Below are 19,483 nucleotides of genomic sequence, written 5' to 3'. Positions count from 1 at the left end.
CATTCCAATCTTGCCGCACGGGGATGCTGGCAGCTAGCGTCGGGTGCCGGCCGGTACGAATGTACGTCCCCCCGCTTCTCGTATGTGTTCGGTTTCCAGGAGTTCAAAGTTGAGCGATATCATGACAACCGGGTCGCCGGTTCGTATCCCATCAAGACCTCACGCTGCCCTTCACCATGGACCATGTCCCTCAGGCTTAGCCGGCCTTTTTAAGGCAGCGTCACGCTTCCAAGCCGGACGTTGGGTCGGTCGCGCGTGGTTCGCGAACGCGGCCATCAAGGCGGGGCTGGGCCGAAACGCTTCGATCAGGCAGGGCGCTTCGGTTTGCGGCCCTTGTGTTTCGCGGTTTTGCCGCGGTCGACCGATGGGGCCGGATGTTTGCGGGGCGGCTTGCCGTCCTGCTTGAATTTCTGTTTCGCCTGTCTCGGCTTTTCGCGCATCTCGCCAGCCGGCGCGATCATGATCCCTCTTTCGAGACTGCCTGGCTGCCTGATCTGTTTCGCATAACCGGCGGCCTTGTCGGCGGAGATTTCGAAACGGGTTTCGGTGTCGTCGATTTTGATCTTGCCGACATCGCGCTTGGTCACGACGCCGGCGTTGCAGATCATCGGCAGCAGGAATTTCGGATCGGCGCGCTGCTTGCGCCCGAGCGAGATGGTGAACCATACGCCGTCCTGCAGGTCCGGGCCGCGCGCCTCGCGAACCGACGCTTGTTTGTCTGCGGACCGACGGTCGCGACCCGGCGTCTTGCTCTCGAGCGTTTCGACGGGCAGCGGCACGAGCTCCTCGGGAACGGGGTTTGCGGCCAGTTGCTGGCGCAGGAATGCCGCCGCGATGCGCTCGGGCCCCACCCGGTCCAGCAATTCGGCCACGAATTCCACCTCCGCTCCGTTGGGGGGCGCGGCAGAGGCGGCCGCATCGATGATCCGTCGGCGGTAGCGCGCCTCGATATCGGCGATGCCGGGGGCCGCGCGGGTGGTCGCCGTCAGCTTCGCCAATGCAAGCACGCGCCGAACCGCGCCACGCCTGTTTTCCGGAACGATCAGCACGCAGATGCCCTTTCGGCCGGCGCGGCCGGTCCGGCCGGAGCGATGCAGCAGCGTCTCCGGATTGCTCGGCACGTCGGCGTGGACCACGAGGTCGAGATTCGGAAGGTCGATGCCGCGCGCCGCGACATCGGTCGCGACGCAGACACGCGCGCGCCCGTCGCGCATCGATTGCAACGCATTCGACCGCTCCGATTGCGCCATCTCACCCGAAAGCGAAACCACCGCGAAGCCACGATTTGCCAGCCGCGCCGTCAGATGGCGGACGGCTTCGCGCGTGTGGCAGAACACCAGTGCGCTTGCGCTGTCGGTATCGAGCAGGGTGTTGATAATGGCGTGTTCGCGTTCGTCGCGCCGCACCAGCATCACCTGGTATTCTATGTCGGCATGCTGCGCGGTGGACGCCATCGTCTCGATGCGCACCGCGTTTTTCTGGACGGTCCTGGCCAGTTCGGCGATGCCGCGCCGCACGGTCGCCGAAAACAGGAGTGTGCGGCGCTCCTGCGGTGCGGCGCCGAGGATGAATTCCAGGTCGTCGCGGAAACCGAGATCCAGCATCTCGTCGGCTTCGTCGAGCACCACGGCGCGAATGGCGCCGAGGTCCAGCGCGCCCCGCATGATGTGATCGCGCAGGCGTCCGGGCGTGCCGACGACGATATGGGCGCCACGGTCGAGCGCGCGGCGTTCATTGCGCATGTCCATGCCGCCCACGCAGGTGGCGATCCTGACCTCAGCGGTCGCGTAGAGCCACTCCAGCTCCCTTTGGACCTGAATGGCAAGTTCGCGGGTCGGCGCGATGACCAGACCGAGCGGCGCGGCGGCGGCATCGAACCGCGCGCCGTTTCCAAGCAGCGTCGACGCGATGGCGATGCCGAAGGCGACCGTCTTTCCCGAGCCCGTCTGCGCCGAGACCAGGAGATCGGCGTCACCGTGATCTTCATTCGTCATCGCCATTTGAACCGGCGTCAGCGCGCTGTAGCCTTTCGCCGCGATGGCGGAGGCAAGGGCCGGATGGATCGCGGCAAACGGGGATTTGGCGTTGGTATCGGTATTCGGGGTCATGGGCACCACCTTTGTGAGCCGCCGAATAACATCATGTATGCGCTGTGGATAGCAATAGTTTGCCGAATACCGCGCCCCTTGGAGCGATCGCTGATAAAGGCATGCCTCAGCCGTTGCCAAGCCAGCGCAGGTAGCCTTCCGTGCCGCCGTTGCGTGCGGAGGCGAGCGCTTCTTCCGGGTCGATCTCTTCCCATGCGCCGCGCGAGATTTCGTCCCTGAGCGCTGCGGCGACGAGTTCGGCGTGGCCCGGCAGAAGATTGCAGGGATCGAGCTGGAAGTATCCGAGCTCGGCCTCGTGGCCGCGCACGATGATGGCCGGATCGCGTCTGCTGAGGGCGGCCGCGATCACGGGAGCGCCCGCGCCGGCCTTGTCCGGATCGACGTCGACCTGCAGCCGTTCCAGTGGATTGCCGGTCGGGTCGGGGACGCGATAGGCGGAAATGCCGGGGAGATCGCTGAGCGCCTCGCGCCAGAGTTCGAGCGCCGCTGTCTCCCGCGCGCGGATCGCCGCGTGGTCGCGCTTCATCCAGGCCCGCATGGCGGCGATCGCGCCCATGATGCTTTCCTTGCCGATCTTCATGCCGCGGCCAATGCCGATATTCTGCAGATAGCAGGCCCGCACAAGATCGCGCCGACCGGCGATGATGCCGGAGGTCGGGCCGCCGAGGAACTTGTGCCCGGAATAGATGACCAGGTCCGCGCCCTTCTCGATAAAGCCGCGCAAATCATATTCCGAGGCCGCGTCGACGATCACCGGCACGCCCTTTTCATGGGCAAGCCGCGCAAAGCGCTCGAACGGGATCTGGCCGTAATGCACCACGTGATGCGACACCACGTAAAGCGCGGCCGCGGTGTTCTCGTCGAGAACCGCTGAAAGCTGAAAGTCCTTGCACAGCGTCGCCGTGCCGGCGACGCGGACATTCGCGCCGGCGAGCGCGACCCCGGTCGTGATCGAGGACCCGTATTCGCACAGATGCCCCATCTGCACCGCGACCCCCGACTTCGGGCCGGGGTTGAGAGGCAGCGCCTCCACCCGCGCCGGGTCGAGGCCGGTGATGCAGGCCGCCACCGCAAGCGATATGCCGGCTCCCGCCGAAGCCGTCAGACAGCCCGCCTCGGCGCCGGTCAGTTCCGTAATCGTCCTGCTGGCGAGCGCCTGCAATTCATGCATGTCGACGAAACGCTCGGTGGCGGCCGCCGTCTCGCGCGAAACCTCCGGGGCGGGCGCTACCGAAGCGCCGAGCCCCGTCATCGTGCCGGCGACGTTGACGACGCGCCGGAAGCCGTTTTCGTCGTGCCAGCGCCAGTCCGGCGTTGTGGAGGGTTGGTCATTGCCCATTGAAAAATACTCCATAATTATGAAATAAGATGACGTCAATCAAGGAAGGTCGGAACTGGAATGCAAGACACCAGCAAAGCGCCGCGCTCGCGCACCAGCGGTATCGACAGGACGCTGCAGATCATGGATATCCTGCTCGACTACAGGCGTCCCATGACCGCCTACGAACTTGCCAAGAGCGCCGCCGCGCCGGTTTCCACGATCTACCGACTGATCGATGAACTGGTCGAACGCGGCATGTTGAGCCGGACGTCCGAGAGCCTTGTCTGGTTCGGACCGCGGCTGATGCATTACGGCCTTGCCTACCGCTCGCGCATGAACATGTATGTGGAGGCCGAGAAGGAGATGCTCGCGCTCAGCCGGCGAACCGGCGAGATGGTTCAGGTCTGCGCCCGCGACGGCGGCATGATGGTCGTCATCGGCATGGCCGAGGGCGAGGGCCACTTTCGCGTGACCTCCGATGTCGGCACCCGCGTTCCGCTCAACTGGACCGCTTCGGGCCTGCTTCTGCTCGGCCACCTCGATCCGGCCGAACGCACCGCCGCCTTCGCCGAAAGCGCCCGTCCCTCCAACACCGGGCTTGCCGAAACCGATCCGGCAGCTCTTTCCGAGCGCAGCCGCAAGGACTTTCTCGAAGGGCTTTCGGTGCAGTCGGGCAGTTCCGAGGAGGGCGTGGTCTGCATCGCCGCCCCCATCCGCGACGCTGATGGCGCCTGCCAGCTCACCATGTCCGTGGTCATGCCGCGCCACCGGCTCGAGGAGAAGTTCGACAGCATTTCCGTGCAGGTGCGCGAGGCCGCAAAACTTGTCGAGCGCGCCGTGGGTCATAGAACGTCCGCCATTGTTCCGGCTTGAATGCCGTCCGCATCGATTTCGAAGATTGCCTCGATCTCGACCGTGATCTGGTTCGGCAGCGAGCCCACGCCAAACGCGGAGCGCGAGTGAATGCCGGCCTGTCCGAAGATGGGGGCGAGCAGATCCGAGGCGCCGTCGATGACATAGGGGTGGCGCGAAAACTCCGGCGTCGCGTTGACGAGGCCAAGCAGCTTCACCACGCCTCTCACCCGGTCGAGCGAGCCGTCGCAAAACGCGCGCAGGGCGGTCAGGATGTTGATCGCGACGAGTTCGGCATGTTCGCGCGCCTCTTCCGCCGAAACCGTGTCGCCGACCTTCCCGGTCATGAGCGTGCCATCGGCGAGCACGGGCCCCTGACCGGATACGAACAGCAGGTTGCCGGACCGGCGTACGTTGCAGAACGAGCCGACCGGCCGGGGCGGATCCGCCGGGAGCGCGAGGCCGGATCGGACGAGCCTCGCCTCGGGCGATTCCCGCAAATTATCAATTTTCACCAATTGCCTCTATTCTCTTGCAGTGACTGTAATGACCCGCGGAAACCTCCACGGGCGAGGGAATGCCGGAGGCGCAGATCTCGCGCGCATGCGCGCATCGGGTACGAAAGACGCATCCGGATGGCGGCGACATCGGACTGGGGATATCGCCCTTGAGAACCTCCCGGTTGCGCGCGGCGCCAGGCCGCGGCATCGGAATTGCCGAGTTCAGCGCCAGCGTGTAGGGGTGGCGCGGACGTTCGTGGATATCGGCGGCGGGACCGATTTCCATCAGCCGGCCCAGATACATGACAGCGACCTGATCGCAGAGATAATCGACCACCGACAGGTCGTGGGCGATGAACAACATGGTCAGGTTGCGCCGTTCGCGCAGATCGAGCAGCAGATTGAGCACCTGCGCCTGGATCGACACATCGAGGGCGGAAACGCTCTCGTCGGCGACGATGAATTCCGGCTCCAGCGCGAGCGCGCGGGCAATGCCGATGCGCTGACGCTGGCCGCCCGAGAATTCATGCGGATAGCGCCGCATGTGGTCGGCGCTGAGGCCGACCTCTTCCAGAAGCGAAGCCACCTTGTCGCGGCGGGTGCGCCGCGAGCCGATGCCATGTGCGACGAGACCTTCGGCAATGATCGCCTCGACCGAAAGCCTGGGGTTGAGGGAGGAAACCGGGTCCTGAAACACCATCTGCATGCGCCGCCGCATGGCCCTCAGATCGCCGGCCTTCAGGCTGTTGAGGTCGCAGCCGTCGAAAACCGTGCTGCCCGATGTCGGCTCGATCAGCCTGAGCAGGCTGCGCCCCAGCGTGGACTTTCCCGAACCGCTTTCTCCGACCAGCCCCGTTATCGACCCCTTCGGGATATCGAAGCTGACGTCGTTGACGGCATAGACCGGGTCGCTCGCGGGGCCGAACGTCTTGGTCATGTTGCGAATGCTGATAAACGGCTCTGTCATGGCGCCAGACTACCTTCCAGGATGCAGGCGGCGAGATGGTCGGGCGCCTTGCGCGTCAGCGCCACCGGCTCGCGACAGCGCGGCTCGGCATAGCCGCAGCGCGGCGCGAATGCGCATCCCGGCGGCAGGCTGGCAAGCGGCGGCACGGATCCCGGAATCGGCACCAGCCGTTCGCCGCGGCGGCGCCACGGCCCCGGTATCGAGGAGAGAAGCCCCTTGGTGTAAGGATGCCGGGTGTCGTTGAAGAGCGCGTCGACGCCGGCCTGCTCCACCACCCCGCCGGCATACATGACCGCGACATCGTCCGCCATCTCGGCCACCACGCCCATGTCATGGGTGATGAACAGGATCGACATGCCGAAATCCTTCTGCAACTGCCGCATCAGGTCGAGAATCTGGGCCTGAATGGTGACGTCGAGCGCCGTCGTCGGCTCATCGGCAATCAGCAGCGACGGCTTGCAGATCATCGCCATGGCAATCATCACCCGCTGGCGCATGCCGCCCGAGAGTTCGTGGGGGTAGCTGTCCATCCGCCGCGCGGCTTCGGGGATCTCGACCAGTTCCAGCATTTCGATCGTGCGCCTGCGCCGCGTCGCCGCGTCCATGGTGTCGTGCAGGAGCAGCATCTCGCCGATCTGATCTCCGATCGTGAACAGCGGGTTGAGCGACGACATCGGCTCCTGGAAAATCATCGACATCTGGACGCCGCGGAGCCGGCGCCGCTCTGCTTCGCCGAGTTCCGTCAGTTCGAGCACGCGGCCGTCGCGGTGGCGATAGGCGAGCGTGCCCGCCGCGATCCTGCCGTTCGGCGGCAGCAGGCCCATCAGCGCCAGCGAGGTCACCGATTTACCGGAACCACTCTCGCCCACCAGCGCAAGCGTCCGGCCGCGGCCGATGCTGAAGCTGACGTCGCGCAGCGCCGCCACCTCGCGCCCCTGGCCGCGAAAGCGGACGTTCAGTCCCCGGACATCCAGAATGGCGTCCTCGTTCATGAGGCCCTCCGCGCGGCCGGCTGAACGTCGTTGCCGATCACCGTCATGCGCGGCTCGAACAGCCGTTCCAGCGTCATGCTGTTGCCCTGGCTGTCGAGGACCGGCAGGGAGGCCTCGGCGAAATCGAAAACCGTGAAATCGGCGCGCGTGCCCGCGGCAAGACCGCCGCGCCCGCTGAGACCGAGCACGCCGCGCGGTCCGGCGCAGACCGCCTCGATGCAGTCCTCGAACGACAATCCGACGCCGTAGAGCTTGGACATGGTGGTCGCGAGGTCGCGCACCGGATCCTCGAGGCTGTGGAGATGGAGGTCCGTCGAGATCGAGAACGGCTTCAGGCCATCGGCCATCGAGGCGCGCGCCGTCTCGAAATTGAACGAGGCCGAGCCGTGGCCGATATCCATCAATATGCCCCGTGCCGCCATGTCTTGGGCCATCTTGAACAGCGCATCGGTGTCGCGGATCGAGCCGGCCGCCTTGCCGTTGAAGCAATGGGTCACGATATCGCCCGGCGTCAGCAGTTCGAAAACCTCGTCAATCAGCGGCGGCGGTTCGCCCACATGCACCATCAGCGGCAGCTTGGTCATTTCGGCGACGCGCTTGGCGATCTTGGCGGGCGTGATCCCCCAGGAGCCGACGATCACGCCCGAGGCGCGCACCTTGATGCCGCAGATGACGTCGCGATTGGCCTCGACCACGGCCAGCGTCTTGTCGATGTCGATCGAGCGCCAGTCGATCAGTTCCGGCGCCCGGTTGCAGGCGACGAGGCCGATCGAGCCGATATTGAGAAACGCCCGGACGGTTTCGGACTGGCGCTCGATCACGTATTCGCGCAAACCGTGAAAGCTTGCCTCACCGGCCGAGCCGGCATCGGCCATGGCGGTGACGCCGGTCGGCCGGCCTGCCTGCGAGGCCCGCACCGAAATGTCCGTGCCGCCATGCCAGACATGGACATGCAGGTCGCACCAGCCGGGCGACAGAAAGGCGCCGTTGCAATCGATGAGCCGGGCGTCCGGCGCGGCGTTCTTCGCGACCAGGCCGTCATCGCCGATGTGGATTTGATCGGGCGCGTCATCGAACCCGATAATGCGGAAATTAACGAGGGTGAGAGACATTCAGGCTTCCTTGGCAAGATGCGGGTCGAGAGCGTCGCGCAGCGCGTCGCCGACGATCTGGAGCGTCAGTACGGACAGCGATATGGCAACACCCGGAAACAGGATGAGATAGATGGCTGAGTCGAGGTACTGGCGGCCCTCATTCACCATAATGCCCCAGGTCGGCGTCTCGGGATCGACGCCGATGCCGAGGAAGGAGAGGCCGGCCTCGGCCAGCATCGCATAGGCGAAGATGAAGGTGGCCTGCACCAGGATCGGCGAAACGATATTGCGCAGCGCATGCGTGATCATGATGCGCCAAGTCCGCGTTCCCAGAGCCCGGGCGGCCTCGACATAAGGCATTTCGCGGATGACCATCGTCGAGGCGCGGACGATGCGGGCGACGCGCGGCGCATAAACGATCGAGAGCGCGACTACGACATTGGTGAGGGTGCCGCCGAAGATCGCGACGAGCGACAGCGCCATGAGGATGTCCGGAAACGCCATCATCGCGTCGATCAACCGCGAAAACGGCCAGTCGAGCCGGCTGAAGAAGCCTGCCGTCAGGCCAATCACCACGCCAATCAGCGACGATAGGATCGCCACCGAAAGTCCGATGCTGAGCGAGGAACGCCCGGCATAGAGAAGACGCGACAGTACATCGCGTCCGAACGCATCCGTGCCGAACCAGTGGGCAGCACTCGGTCCCTGCAGGCGCTCGCGCACCGACATCGCATCGGGATTGGCGGGCGCCACCAGCGACGCGAACAGACAGAGAATCGCGATCGTCAGGAACACGACCAGCGAGACCTGAACCGAGCGCCGCGCAAGCAGGACACGGAAGAAACCGGGTTCGCCCGTGCCTTCCGGTTCGGCCGTGTCCGGCGTGCTGGAGGAAAGTGTCGTATCGGCCATGGTCAGTACCGCACCCGCTTGTCGATGACCAGATAGAGAAGGTCGGTCAGAAGATTGATGAAGACGTAGAGGATCGCCACCACGATGAGCGTGCCCTGGATCACTGGATAATCCCGCCGCAGCACCGCATTCACCACCAGGCTGCCAAGCCCCGGCAGATTGAACACCCGCTCCGTGACCACGGCGCCGGCCACCAGCAGCGCGAAGGTGAGCCCGACGACGGTGATGATCGGAATGCCGGCGTTCTTGAGCGCGTGACGCAGCACCACGCGGCGCTCGCTCATGCCTTTGGCCCGGGCGGTGCGCACATAGTCTTCGCTGAGAATGTCCAGCATCGAAGCGCGGGTGAAACGCAGGATCAGCGCGGAGTTCACGATGCCGAGCGTGATTGAGGGCAGCACTAGATGCCACATCCGATCGAGGAAACCGGCATCGGGCCCGCCATAGCCGGAGGCGGGAAACCAGCCGAGTTCGGTGGCGAGATAGCGCTGAAAGATCAGGCCGGTCAGGAAGCTCGGAACCGACGCGGCGAGCATGGCGGTCGTCACCGCCGACTGATCCAGCGCCGAGCCGCGCCGGTAGGCGGCGTAGATTCCGATCGGCGTGGCGATGACGAGGGCGAAGATCAGCGAGAACAGCGACAGGAACACGGTCGGTTCGGCCCGCGCCGCCAGCACCGAGGTCACCGAATTGTCGAAGAACAGCGAGCGGCCGAGATCGCCCTGTGCGGCATTGGCGACGAAGGTGAGGTATTGCACGAAGATCGGTTGATCGAGGCCGAGGCTGGCGCGCAGATCCATGACGTCCTGAGGCGTCGCGTCCGGCCCCAGCATCAGGGCCGCCGGATCTCCCGGCGCGAGCCGCACAAGCACGAAGGCAATCGTCAGGACCAGGAAGGTCACGACCACCATGCCGATAAAACGCCTGGTGAGGTAATTTGTCATTCAGTTCGATTCCCTGGCATATCGACGAAGCATATGCGAGCTCCTGACAATATCCGCATTCAACGTCCTGCGGCCATGAAGGACTTTTCAGCGGCCGGCCGTTTCCGGAGCCACCGGCGCAGCGATCATGATGCCGCGCCGGCATGCCTCGTTACTCGGACGTCGAGGCATTCCAGAACTGCGGCCACGGCGAGGCGCTGACGCCTTCGAGCGTCTTCGATTTGCCCTGAAGCGCATTGAAGTTGCCGAGCTTGATGAAGCCGACATTCTCGTAAAGTTCGGTCTGGAGTTCCTTGAATACGGCCTTGCGGGTTTCCGGATCCGTCTCGGTGGTGAAACGGGCGTAAATCTCGTTCTTGACCGGATCATTCCAGCCTTCACGCGCTTCGGCTGAAAAGCTGGAGATCAGCGCCGGCTCGGGCAGGAACGGGGAGTGGGTGATGTAGATATCCCACAGATCGGGGTTGTTGCGTCGCTCGGCGAGCGTGGCCCAGTCCACGACATCCATCTGTACGTTGAAGCCGGCGGCTTCAAGTGCGGCTTTTGCGACCAGGGCCATCTGGTAGTGGAACTCGTACTGGCGCGAGGTCAGGATGCGTAGCGGCGTGTCGTCATAACCCGCCTTCTCCAGGTGCTCGGCGGCGGCTTTTATATCGTTCTGATTATAGAGTTCGACGCCGCCGTCATTGTTCCAGACCCAGCCTTCCGGGTACATCGCGCCTTCGACCTGATAGAATTTCTCGTCGCCAAAGGCGGCATACAGCATGTCGTCGAAGGGCAGGGCGGCCTGGACGGCTTTGCGGACCTCGATATCGGTCATCATGCCCTTCTTGTGGTTCATTGCGAACAGCGGCCAACCGAAGGGCTCCAGCAGCAATGGCTCGGCGACGTCGCTCGACTCCAGCCTGTCATAAGATTCCGACGACAGACTGTCGGCAAAATCGAACTGGCCGGAAAGCAAGCCCTCAACCCGCGTATTCGGATCGGCAACGGGCACGAAGCGGATTTCATCGGGAATCTGTTTGCGTTCGGCCGCGCCCGTCGGCTGGGTATAGCCGTCGAAGCGGACGAGCTGGATGTACTGGTCCGGCACATAGTCGGCTATCTCGTAAGGACCGGTTCCGACCACATTGTCGATATGGTCGGCGAGGATCTCCTCGGGATAGACCACCGCCGCCGAGTTTGAGAATGCGAGCAGGGAAAGAAGCGGCGCGTAAGGCTGGTTGAGCTTGATGGTCACCTCATAGTCGCCGGTCGCCTCGACGCTGTCGACATAAGCGGCAACGCTTTTGCCGCGGGAGGCCACTTCGAGCCAGCGCTCCAGCGAGCCGACAACGTCTGCCGAATCCATGGTGGAGCCATCGTGGAAGGTGACGCCTTCGCGGATCGGAATGACATAGGTCAGCCCGTCATCGCTGACATCGGGCATGGCCGCTGCAAGCAGCGGAACCGTCGCCCAATTGTCGTCGAAGGTGAACAGGGTCTCGACGAAGTGCTGGGTCACGATGCTGACCACGTCCTTGGTGGAGACCATGGGGTCGAACGTATCGGGTTCGCCGATCATGGCGACGTCGATTTCGGTTTGCGCCTGGGCGTGGCCGGACACGGCCATCGCGAGCGCTAGCGCCGAAGCGCATGACAATTGAGAGATAAGACGTTTCATGACTGCTGCTCCATTATTATGTAATATAGTCCCATTTAAGAGAATATAAATTGCTCGATATGCTGTCAACGGATTTGTTTCCGGGCCCTCGACTGGCCAATCCTCGCCCCGCCGCTTCTCATCGCATTATGCTTTGAGCCGATTAGGTCCGCCAAAACATCGAGATTCACGATCATGCGATCTCGAAAATGGTCGAGATTCCGGTTGGAGAAGCCGTGCCGATCTACCTCGACAGGCAAGCGGCTGCGCGTTTTTCCGATGCGCAGGGAAATTTTGTACTGACAGAAGCAGGTGTCCGCCGCATCATTGCTACGGGGGACGAAAATCATCTTATTGCAATTCGCAAAGGTAGTGACTTGACCAGCACACTTGCGCCGCTGCTGCGCGGCTTAAGTCTTGAGACGACGGTCTATGATGCGGAAACAAAAGAAGTCGATGCCGGGGTCGTTTGTCCACATCCCATCAAGACCTTTGGTCATGCGAACACTGAGCGACACTGCACTTTGGATTTCCGCAGGCGTCAGCGTCGAACAGGTTGCCTGGGTCCGGTTCTCAAGAGACCGTTTGACATTCTGCCCGTCTTCCGGGGAGCCTGATAGACGCACGAGAATTCCTTCTCACGAAAGCTGATCATCTTCGAAGCGCCGGCAGGCTCAGGATTGCCCCCCGATTTGGCGGTGACCGGTTCGGCGAGGGTTATGCGAGGAGGGCTGGCGCGTCCGGCATGGCCTACTATTACCTCACCCCTCAAGAGGCGGAATACTGCCGGTGGGCTGCGGAAGAAGGGACATCGGCCGAACAAACCGGCCGTTCGAAGCGGGGGTGCTTTACGATTTCCGGGTGTCGCCTCCCGGTAGCCATTTTGAGCGCGAACCACTTCGCTGAAGAGCGAAAGGCATTTGAAAAGACCACGCGGGGCCAGCCATCTGGCCAGCCCCGCTCGATACGGTCGGTTCGGACTGCGGAGGTAACGTCCTCCATGCAATCAGGCTATTCGGCGCTGCAGTCCCAGGTGAAGCGCGAGAAGTCGGTATCCCAGCTCATCATCGGAACGAATTCATAGCCCTGGAGGCAGTCGCTTGCGGCATAGCGGCGGTTTTCGACTAGCAGGAAGACATCGGGTTGCAGATCGACGATCTTGCGCTGAAGCTCCTTGTAGATATCGTTCTGCTTGTCGACATCGGTCGTGGTCCGGGCATCGTCGATGAGCGTGTCGATCTCCGGGTTCTGCAACCACTCCATCGACGCCCATGTACCGGCGGCCGCGGAATCATACTGGACGTAGAACACGCTGTCCGGCGATGGGTAGCTCGGGCCGTTGAAGACCTGGGTCGTGTTCGGCGTCGTTTCCGGCTGGCTGGCAAGCTCGGTGATCCGGTTCCACGGTTCCGGGCGAACATCGAGCGTGATGCCGATCTGCTCGAGATTGGCCTGCATCAGCAGCGCAATGTCTTCCTCGAAGGAGAGGCCGGCCACATAGGAATGGGTCAGCGTGATGTCCTGCCCGGCATATTTCGATTTGGCCAGTTCTTCCTTGGCCTTTTCGAGATTGTATTCCGGTGTCGGAAGGTCATCGGGATAGGCCTCGGCAAAGGCCGGCGCCATCGGGCCGGAAAGCGGCGAACCGGGATAGATGGCTTCGCGGATCGTGTCGTAATCCGTGGCATAGGCGATTGCACGGCGGACATGGATATCGTCGGTCGGCGGCAGCTTGGTGTTCATCTTGATGTAGAGCGCGGTTGCCGTCGGCGTTTCGATGATCTTGTAGCCGTCCATCGCGGCGATTGCGTCGTATGTCTCCGTTGCCTGAGAGTCGGCCGACATGCCAAGTTCGCCCTTGGTTGCAAGCGCCTTCACCGTGGCTTCGTCATTGGTGATGACGAAGCGGATTTCGTCGATCGGGCGGCCGCGCTCCCAGCCGGCATGATAGTCGCCATAGCGGTCGATCACCATTTGCGAGCCGCGGTTCCACGAGGCCAGCATGTAGGGTCCGGCGCCGATGCTGTGGTTGGCGATGTAGTCGCTTGCCCATTCATCGTCGCTGTTGGCCTTCGCCGCCGCCTCGTTGACGACAAGAATGAGCGGGGTCGTGGTCAGAAACGGGGCGTAGATCTTTGTCAGCCCGATTTCGACGGTATGGCTGTCGATTGCCTTCAGCTTTTCCGGATCGATGAGCTTGGAGAACAGGTAGGACGGGCCTTCGTTGATGGCCAGCAGGCGCTTCAACGTGTAAACGACGTCTGAAGCCTCGACCGGCGAGCCGTCCTGGAAGGTGGCGCCGTCCTTCAGCTTGAACGTGTAGGTGAGGTTGTCGTCGGAAACGGTCCAGCTTTCGGCGAGCTGGGGAATGATCGAGCCGTCGCCGGCGACGGTCGTCAGCCCGTCATAGAGGTTCACGGCCGCCATGTATTCGGTGTAGTCGTTGATGCGGGCGGGATCGATGGTGCCGAACACCTGGGTGGCGTTCACCACGATCGAGACCTTGTCGTCTTGGGCGCGGGCGGTCGTCAGGGCCGTCGTTGCCGAGGCCGCCAAAGCCAGCCCTGCGATTGCAAGCATTTTCCGTGTCATTGCAAGTTCCTCTCTTTTATGAGCTTTGTTCAGTCCGGGTTTACGCTTTTGTTATTGTTGATATTTTCCACTGGCGCATAAGCGTGGTCGTAACCGAAATAGGCCGGGCCAACGAGGTTCAGCCCCGCATCGCTGCGCCATTTCGGATCGGCCGGAAGGCCGGTTATTTCAATGAGCAGGCCGTAGCGCATCTGTTCGGTGGTGACCGGCATGCCGGCATCGGCATCGAGCGCGCAGATCAGGTCCGGCGTCGTTGCCAGGACGGTGCCGGCGTCATCGCGGGCGACGAGAAACTCGTTCTGGAAATCGATGCTGAACTCACGCCCCGCAAAGGCGTCCGTGCCCTTGATGATGGCGCGGCCGCGGGCAAAGCCGCCGACCGTCTTGCGCTCGATATCGCTCAAACGGCCGGTGAACAGATGATGGCCTGAGAACCGGGTGCGCAGCGCCGCGCCCGGATGGCGGTGCGCCTTGCGCTCGGCCATCAGCGTTTCGCCGATCTCGCGGATCATCGTCATCGTGCCGGGCAGGATGCTGTCACGCATTTGCGCGCCGGTCATGGAATAGGCGGCGACCAGCGCCGCGCCGCCCATTTGCACGGCATCGGCACGGGCCAGCCGCTCGGTCCAGAGGTTGTCGACGGCGTTGATCAGGACGGAATTGCCCTTGTCGTCGGCCAGCACCAGCGGCGTCGCGCTGATGCCGGACATGGTGAAGGAGACCATCTGCAGTTCAGGAAAGGCGCGGCCCATGCCGTCGCCGTCGATCAGCGGCAGGCCGGTCGCGGCCGCCACGGCGAAGGGAATGGTCGAGTTGAGCCCGCCCGCTTCCACGCACATCAGCGCGGTCGCCTTTTTGCCGAGATAGGTCTCGAGCTGGTCAAGCGCGGCCATGATCTCCGCGCCGCTCGGGAGCTTTTCCAGCATCACGGTTGGCGCGCCCATCATGAACACCGGTACGCACAGATCGTCGTCGCCGACATCGGTCGGGTCGATCAGCGTCACCGGATCGTTTGCGGCGAGCGCCGCGCGGGCCATCAGCTTGCCGATATAGGGATCGCCGCCGCCGCCCGTTCCGAGAAAGGCGCCGCCGAGCGCGATGGCGTCGAGGTCGTCGGCTGTGATCAGTGTTTTCGCCATGTCTTCAGCCTCCCGCGACCGGTCGATAGACGATATCGGGAAAGCCGAAGGCCTTCGGGCCGACGACCTCGAGCGCTGCCGGAGACTGCAGCAGCGGATGGCACGGCAAAGCGAGGATCGCCACGCGCTGGCCGTAGCGCAGCATTTCGGTGGTGATGGCGTGGCCGCTGTCGATATCGAGCACAACGATCAGGTCGGGAACCGAAACCGCCACCTCGCCCTCACGGGTAAAGACGAGGTTCTCGTTCTGGATCAGGACGGAGGCATCCTCGCCATGATGGTTGTCGATGCCGGACAGCATGGCTTCGCCGACCACGAAACCGCCGCGCAGATGGCGCTTCAGGTCGGTGATCTTGCCCGAGAACACATGCCGGCCGTTTTCCCGTTCGCAGATGGCGGCGATCGGGTCGCTGTGCCGGCGCTTGGCGTCGATGACCGCGCGGCCGAGCGAGACCGCCTGCGTGTAGGAATTCGGAATGGCGAATTTCTTCAGAAACGTGCCGGTCATTGGCGCGGAGGCAAGGTCCGAGCCGCCGCCCTGGGCCACCACGCAGGCCCGCGCCATGCGTTCGTGGAACAGTTCCGTCACGGCATGCTGGAAGATGACGATATTGCCGTGCACGTCGCACATCACGCTCGGGGTCGAAGTGTGGCCGTAGATCGAATAGGTGGTCATCTGCATTTCCGGGAAGGCGCGGCCCATGCCATCGCAATCGACCACCGGAAGGCCGGTCATACCGCCGACGATCAGCGGTTCCATGGCATTGGAGCCGCCGATTTCCTCGCACACGATCAGGTCGACCGGAAAGCCCTGCATCTCCTCGATGGCGCGCACGCAACGCAGGCCTTCGCGGCCCTCGCGGATGCGTTCATAGCCGACCACCGGCGCGCCGATGCCGCCGAGCGAAACACAGCAGGCCTCGTCCGGCACCTTGTCGAGCGGCAGCACGGAGAGCGTGAACCCGTCATCGATGGCCTGGCGCGCCCTGAGTTTGCCGACATAGGGATTGCCGCCGCCGCCCGTGCCGAGAATGGCCGAGCCGATTTCTAGCGCGTCGATATCCTCGCGGTCCAGGATCCAGATGTCGGCGGGATCGTATTCGAATTTCGAGCGTGTGATGGTCTCAGGCATTCATGCCTCCCATCTCTCCGACGACCTTGACGTGAATGCGCGTGGCATTGCCCGGCAAATAGGCGAGCGGCACGTCCTCGCGTTCGATCACCTCGATGGTGTCGGCGACAGCACCTGCGGCAATGGCCTTTTCGGTCGCCTCCTTCTCGGCCTCGGCGAGGCAGAGTTCGCGGGTCAGGCCGTTTTCGAGCGCATAGACGCGGTCGACCTCGCCGGAGATCTGGGCGATGGCCGCGCCGACGGCATTGGCCACGGCGAAGTTTTCCGGCCGGATCACCTCGAGGTCGCCGAGCCGGTCGGGCATCAGGATCGAGCCGCCACCCACCGCGATCACCGGGATCGGTTCCGGGGACATGCGGCTGCGCTCGACGGCGTTTTCAAGCAGGGCGATGATCTCGGCCTCGGCGGCCTTCGCGAAGGTCGAGTCGATGTCCTTGACCTTCGCGGCATCGCCGACGCTGGCCTTGCCGAGCGCGACGGCGATATCGGTGGCCGTCAGCGTCTCGCCGCCGAACACCTTCGCCTCCTTAGTGATGCGGTAGCCGGTCGATTGCGGCCCGACCGTGACCTTGCCGGTGTGATCGTTCCTCACAAGGGAGCCGCCGCCGAGACCGATCGAGAACACATCGGGCATGCGGAAATTGGTGCGGACCCCACCGACATCGACAACCGTCGCCGCCTGGCGCGGAAAGCCGAGATGCAGCGATCCGACATCGCTCGTCGTGCCACCGATGTCGACCACGATCGCCTCGCGCACGCCGGTGAGGAAGGCAGCACCCCGCATCGAATTGGTCGGCCCCGAGGCGAAGGTGAGAACGGGGAAATTGCGCACGGTGTCGGCGGCCATCAGCGTGCCGTCGTTCTGGGTGATGAAGAACGGGCAGGTGAGCCCGGCATCGGCAAGCGCCCTGGCAAAAGCGCTGACGGTGCGGTCGGCGAGCGACAACAGGCTGGCATTCATGATCGCGGCACTTTCGCGCTCAAGAAGACCGATGCGCCCGATATCGGTGGAAAGCACCACCGGCAGGCCGGGGCAGTGCTTTTCGATCAGCGCCTTCGCCTGCTTTTCCATCGTGTCGTTGATTGGCGCGAAGACGCAGGTGATGGCGGCGGCCTTGATGTCGTTGTCGCGGATTTCGCCGGCGATGCGGGCGATCTCGGCCTCGTCGAGCGGCGATATCTCGCGGCCGTCGAACTCGTAGCCGCCCTTGACCAGATAGCCGAGATTGCCGACGACGCCCTTCAGGTCTTCCGGCCAGTCGATCATCGGCGGCAGGCAGGCGGTTGCCGGCAGGCCGAGGCGGATGGCGGCCACCTTGTTGAGGTGCCGCCGTTCGATCACGGCATTGGTGAAATGGGTGGTGCCGATCATGACGTTGCCGATCTTCGCGCGGTCAATGCCCGCCTTCCTGATCGCGCCTTCCAGAGCCTCGATGACGCCGCTCGTCACATCCTCCGTGGTCGCCGCCTTGACGCCCGAGAGCACCTTGTTGCCTTCCATTACCACGGCGTCGGTATTCGTGCCGCCGACGTCAATTCCCAGTCGATACACGGGGTCGTCTCCTTGTCTTGCCGGCGCCTCGGGCGCGCGGTCCTGCACTTGTCTCATCTCTCCTGCTCGCCGGTGCTCTGCACCAGGAAGCGGGCGCGTTCCTCAGCGCTGACCTTCGGTTTCTCGGCCTCTTCCGCGTCACTCAGGACCGGAATGGCGGCGATCAGCGCGCGGGTATAGGGGTGTTCGGGGCGGGCGAAGACGTCTGCCGTCAGGCCCTGCTCGATGATTTCGCCCTTCAGCATGATGGCGATGCGCGAACAGAAATTGCGCATCAGCGAAAGGTCATGGCTGATGATCACATAGGTGAGGCCGAGTTCTTGCCTCAGGGTTAGAAGGAGGTCGATCACCGTCTTCTGCACCGAAACGTCGAGCGCCGATGTCGGCTCGTCCAGAATGATGATGCGCGGATCGGCGGCAAGCGCGCGGGCGATGGCGACACGCTGTTTCTGCCCGCCGGAAAGCTCGTGCGGATATTTGGAGAGAAAGTTCTCCGGCAGCCGCACCAGCGCCATCAGCTCCTTCTTGCGCGCCTCCGCCGTCGTCCGGTCGTAGCCGCCATAGGCAAGCGGAACTGAGAGGGTCTGCGACACTGTGCGCTTCGGATTGAGCGAGGTCCCGGGGTTCTGGTAGACGATCTGGGTCAGGCGGCGGGGATCGGCCCCTTCCGCCGCCGAACCGACACGGATGGTGCCCGAGGTCGGCTTGACGAGACGCATGACCATGCGCGCGACCGTGGTCTTGCCCGAGCCGCTTTCGCCCGCGAGCCCGAAGACCTCGCCCTCGGCGACCGCGAGATTGACCGATTTTGCGGCATGGTGCCCCGGGCCGCGGGAAAACAGCAGGCCCTTCGCCTGGTAGACCTTGTCTACATTTTCGAGCGTGACGATCGGTGCCTTTGCGCTCGCCGGCTGATTGACGACGCGTGGCCCGTAAAGCGGCGGGACGGCATCCATCAGGTCGCGGGTGTAGGCCTGCCGCGGGGCGGTGAAGACCTCCGACAGCGTGCCCTGTTCGACGATCTCGCCGTGGCGCATCACCAGCACCCGGTCGGCGGTCTGGCGGACGACGCCGAGATTGTGGGTGATCATCAGCAGCGACAACCCCTCGTCGCCGACAAGGCGATTGATAAGCTTGAGGATTTCGTCCTGGGTGGTGACGTCGAGCGCGGTTCCCGGCTCGTCGGCGATCAGCAGTTCCGGCTGGTGCAGCAGCGAAAGCGCGATCAGCACGCGCTGGCGCATACCGCCGGATAGCTCGTTCGGCCAGGCCGCGAAAATCCGCTCCGGATCGGCAAGCTGGACGCGGCGAAGCACATCGAAGACCCGCTTTCTGCGATCTCCCGCATTGCTGACGACGGCGTTGCGCCGGTCGGCATAATAAAGCACGTCATCCAGCAGGCGGCCGACCTTGAAGACCGGATTGAACGAGGACAGCGGGTCCTGCATGATGATCGAGAAGGCGGTGCCCTTCAGTCCCTCCCGCTCCCGGGACGGCATCGCAAACACGCTTGTGCCGCGATAAGCAATATCGCCGTTTTCGATCACGGCATTGTCGGGCAGCGTGCCGAGGATCGCCTTCGAGGTCACGGACTTTCCGGAGCCGGTCTCGCCGATCAGCGCCACGCGCTCGCCGGCGGCGATCTCGAAGCCGACATCCTTCAGCACATGGCTGCGGCGGCCATAGCCGGTGAAGGCGATATTGAGGTTCTCGACCTTGAGCAGCAGTACAGCCAT

16 protein-coding genes are annotated in these 19,483 nt (G+C 63.7%); 2 read left to right on the top strand and 14 right to left on the bottom strand.

What is annotated here, in order from left to right; all coding sequences use genetic code 11:
- Positions 1–305: 305 nt before the first annotated feature.
- Both K7H91_RS15435 and K7H91_RS15430 read right to left on the bottom strand, forming a co-directional pair.
- Positions 306–2,108, bottom strand: a complete 1,803-nt coding sequence (locus K7H91_RS15435) for a DEAD/DEAH box helicase (protein WP_230721162.1) — start codon at positions 2,106–2,108, stop codon at positions 306–308.
- Positions 2,109–2,214: 106 nt separating this feature from the next.
- The gene (locus tag K7H91_RS15430; RefSeq protein ID WP_230721161.1) at positions 2,215–3,447 is read right to left on the bottom strand and encodes an aminotransferase class V-fold PLP-dependent enzyme; all 1,233 of its coding nucleotides are present in this window, start codon (positions 3,445–3,447) and stop codon (positions 2,215–2,217) included.
- Between the two features lie 60 nt (positions 3,448–3,507).
- Between K7H91_RS15430 and K7H91_RS15425 the strand changes: the two genes are divergently transcribed.
- A complete protein-coding gene (locus tag K7H91_RS15425; RefSeq protein WP_230721160.1) occupies positions 3,508–4,302 on the top strand; it encodes an IclR family transcriptional regulator in 795 nt (264 codons plus the stop codon).
- Here the strand turns inward: K7H91_RS15425 and K7H91_RS15420 are convergent.
- The 7 genes from K7H91_RS15420 to K7H91_RS15390 form a co-directional block, all read right to left on the bottom strand.
- On the bottom strand, positions 4,272–4,796 hold the full coding sequence (locus tag K7H91_RS15420) for a RidA family protein (RefSeq protein ID WP_230721159.1): 525 nt from the start codon (positions 4,794–4,796) through the stop codon (positions 4,272–4,274). The genes K7H91_RS15425 and K7H91_RS15420 overlap by 31 nt on opposite strands.
- A complete protein-coding gene (locus tag K7H91_RS15415; RefSeq protein ID WP_230721158.1) occupies positions 4,786–5,748 on the bottom strand; it encodes an ABC transporter ATP-binding protein in 963 nt (320 codons plus the stop codon). The genes K7H91_RS15420 and K7H91_RS15415 overlap by 11 nt, the downstream gene beginning before the upstream one ends.
- A complete protein-coding gene (locus K7H91_RS15410) occupies positions 5,745–6,740 on the bottom strand; it encodes an ABC transporter ATP-binding protein (RefSeq protein ID WP_230721157.1) in 996 nt (331 codons plus the stop codon). The genes K7H91_RS15415 and K7H91_RS15410 overlap by 4 nt, the downstream gene beginning before the upstream one ends.
- On the bottom strand, positions 6,737–7,852 hold the full coding sequence (locus K7H91_RS15405) for an amidohydrolase family protein (RefSeq protein WP_230721156.1): 1,116 nt from the start codon (positions 7,850–7,852) through the stop codon (positions 6,737–6,739). Before K7H91_RS15405 ends, K7H91_RS15410 begins: the two co-directional genes overlap by 4 nt.
- A complete protein-coding gene (locus K7H91_RS15400; RefSeq protein ID WP_230721155.1) occupies positions 7,853–8,746 on the bottom strand; it encodes an ABC transporter permease in 894 nt (297 codons plus the stop codon).
- A 2-nt stretch (positions 8,747–8,748) separates the two neighbouring features.
- On the bottom strand, positions 8,749–9,690 hold the full coding sequence (locus K7H91_RS15395; RefSeq protein ID WP_230721154.1) for an ABC transporter permease: 942 nt from the start codon (positions 9,688–9,690) through the stop codon (positions 8,749–8,751).
- A 151-nt stretch (positions 9,691–9,841) separates the two neighbouring features.
- Complete coding sequence (locus K7H91_RS15390) at positions 9,842–11,353, bottom strand: ABC transporter substrate-binding protein (protein ID WP_230721153.1); 1,512 nt, start codon at positions 11,351–11,353, stop codon at positions 9,842–9,844.
- A 188-nt stretch (positions 11,354–11,541) separates the two neighbouring features.
- On the opposite strand from K7H91_RS15390, the gene K7H91_RS15385 reads away from it, so the two are divergent.
- Entirely contained in the window at positions 11,542–11,949 is a 408-nt protein-coding gene (locus tag K7H91_RS15385) for a hypothetical protein (protein ID WP_230721152.1), read from the top strand.
- A gap of 394 nt (positions 11,950–12,343) precedes the next feature.
- Here K7H91_RS15385 and K7H91_RS15380 read toward each other — a convergent pair whose 3' ends face one another.
- Genes K7H91_RS15380 through K7H91_RS15360 form a run of 5 tightly spaced genes read right to left on the bottom strand, consistent with a single transcriptional unit; the run spans position 12,344 to position 19,483 of the window.
- Positions 12,344–13,924 carry an ABC transporter substrate-binding protein gene (locus tag K7H91_RS15380; protein WP_230721151.1) on the bottom strand — a complete coding sequence of 527 codons (1,581 nt, stop codon included), beginning with the start codon at positions 13,922–13,924 and terminating at the stop codon, positions 12,344–12,346.
- Positions 13,925–13,953: 29 nt separating this feature from the next.
- The gene (locus K7H91_RS15375; protein ID WP_230721150.1) at positions 13,954–15,063 is read right to left on the bottom strand and encodes a DUF917 domain-containing protein; all 1,110 of its coding nucleotides are present in this window, start codon (positions 15,061–15,063) and stop codon (positions 13,954–13,956) included.
- Between the two features lie 4 nt (positions 15,064–15,067).
- A complete protein-coding gene (locus K7H91_RS15370) occupies positions 15,068–16,195 on the bottom strand; it encodes a DUF917 domain-containing protein (RefSeq protein WP_230721149.1) in 1,128 nt (375 codons plus the stop codon).
- Positions 16,188–17,747, bottom strand: coding sequence for a hydantoinase/oxoprolinase family protein (locus K7H91_RS15365; RefSeq protein ID WP_230721148.1), 1,560 nt, complete (start codon positions 17,745–17,747; stop codon positions 16,188–16,190). Before K7H91_RS15365 ends, K7H91_RS15370 begins: the two co-directional genes overlap by 8 nt.
- Before the next feature lie 53 nt (positions 17,748–17,800).
- Positions 17,801–19,483: an ATP-binding cassette domain-containing protein gene (locus K7H91_RS15360; protein WP_230721147.1), complete on the bottom strand. Its 1,683-nt coding sequence runs from the start codon at positions 19,481–19,483 to the stop codon at positions 17,801–17,803.

The sequence above is a fragment of the Martelella mediterranea genome (assembly GCF_021021415.1).
Lineage (GTDB): Bacteria > Pseudomonadota > Alphaproteobacteria > Rhizobiales > Rhizobiaceae > Martelella > Martelella mediterranea_C.
This window is presented reverse-complemented; position numbering and strand designations above follow the sequence as displayed.

Excerpts from the sequence above, each read along its gene's own strand:
- K7H91_RS15435 (WP_230721162.1), bottom strand. The coding sequence starts at position 2,108 with ATGACCCCGAATACCGATACCAACGCCAAATCCCCGTTTGCCGCGATC.
- K7H91_RS15430 (WP_230721161.1), bottom strand. The coding sequence starts at position 3,447 with ATGGGCAATGACCAACCCTCCACAACGCCGGACTGGCGCTGGCACGAC.
- K7H91_RS15425 (WP_230721160.1), top strand. The coding sequence starts at position 3,508 with ATGCAAGACACCAGCAAAGCGCCGCGCTCGCGCACCAGCGGTATCGAC.
- K7H91_RS15415 (WP_230721158.1), bottom strand. The coding sequence starts at position 5,748 with ATGACAGAGCCGTTTATCAGCATTCGCAACATGACCAAGACGTTCGGC.
- K7H91_RS15410 (WP_230721157.1), bottom strand. The coding sequence starts at position 6,740 with ATGAACGAGGACGCCATTCTGGATGTCCGGGGACTGAACGTCCGCTTT.
- K7H91_RS15405 (WP_230721156.1), bottom strand. The coding sequence starts at position 7,852 with ATGTCTCTCACCCTCGTTAATTTCCGCATTATCGGGTTCGATGACGCG.
- K7H91_RS15400 (WP_230721155.1), bottom strand. The coding sequence starts at position 8,746 with ATGGCCGATACGACACTTTCCTCCAGCACGCCGGACACGGCCGAACCG.
- K7H91_RS15395 (WP_230721154.1), bottom strand. The coding sequence starts at position 9,690 with ATGACAAATTACCTCACCAGGCGTTTTATCGGCATGGTGGTCGTGACC.
- K7H91_RS15390 (WP_230721153.1), bottom strand. The coding sequence starts at position 11,353 with ATGAAACGTCTTATCTCTCAATTGTCATGCGCTTCGGCGCTAGCGCTC.
- K7H91_RS15385 (WP_230721152.1), top strand. The coding sequence starts at position 11,542 with ATGGTCGAGATTCCGGTTGGAGAAGCCGTGCCGATCTACCTCGACAGG.
- K7H91_RS15380 (WP_230721151.1), bottom strand. The coding sequence starts at position 13,924 with ATGACACGGAAAATGCTTGCAATCGCAGGGCTGGCTTTGGCGGCCTCG.
- K7H91_RS15375 (WP_230721150.1), bottom strand. The coding sequence starts at position 15,063 with ATGGCGAAAACACTGATCACAGCCGACGACCTCGACGCCATCGCGCTC.
- K7H91_RS15370 (WP_230721149.1), bottom strand. The coding sequence starts at position 16,195 with ATGCCTGAGACCATCACACGCTCGAAATTCGAATACGATCCCGCCGAC.
- K7H91_RS15360 (WP_230721147.1), bottom strand. The coding sequence starts at position 19,483 with ATGGCTGTACTGCTGCTCAAGGTCGAGAACCTCAATATCGCCTTCACC.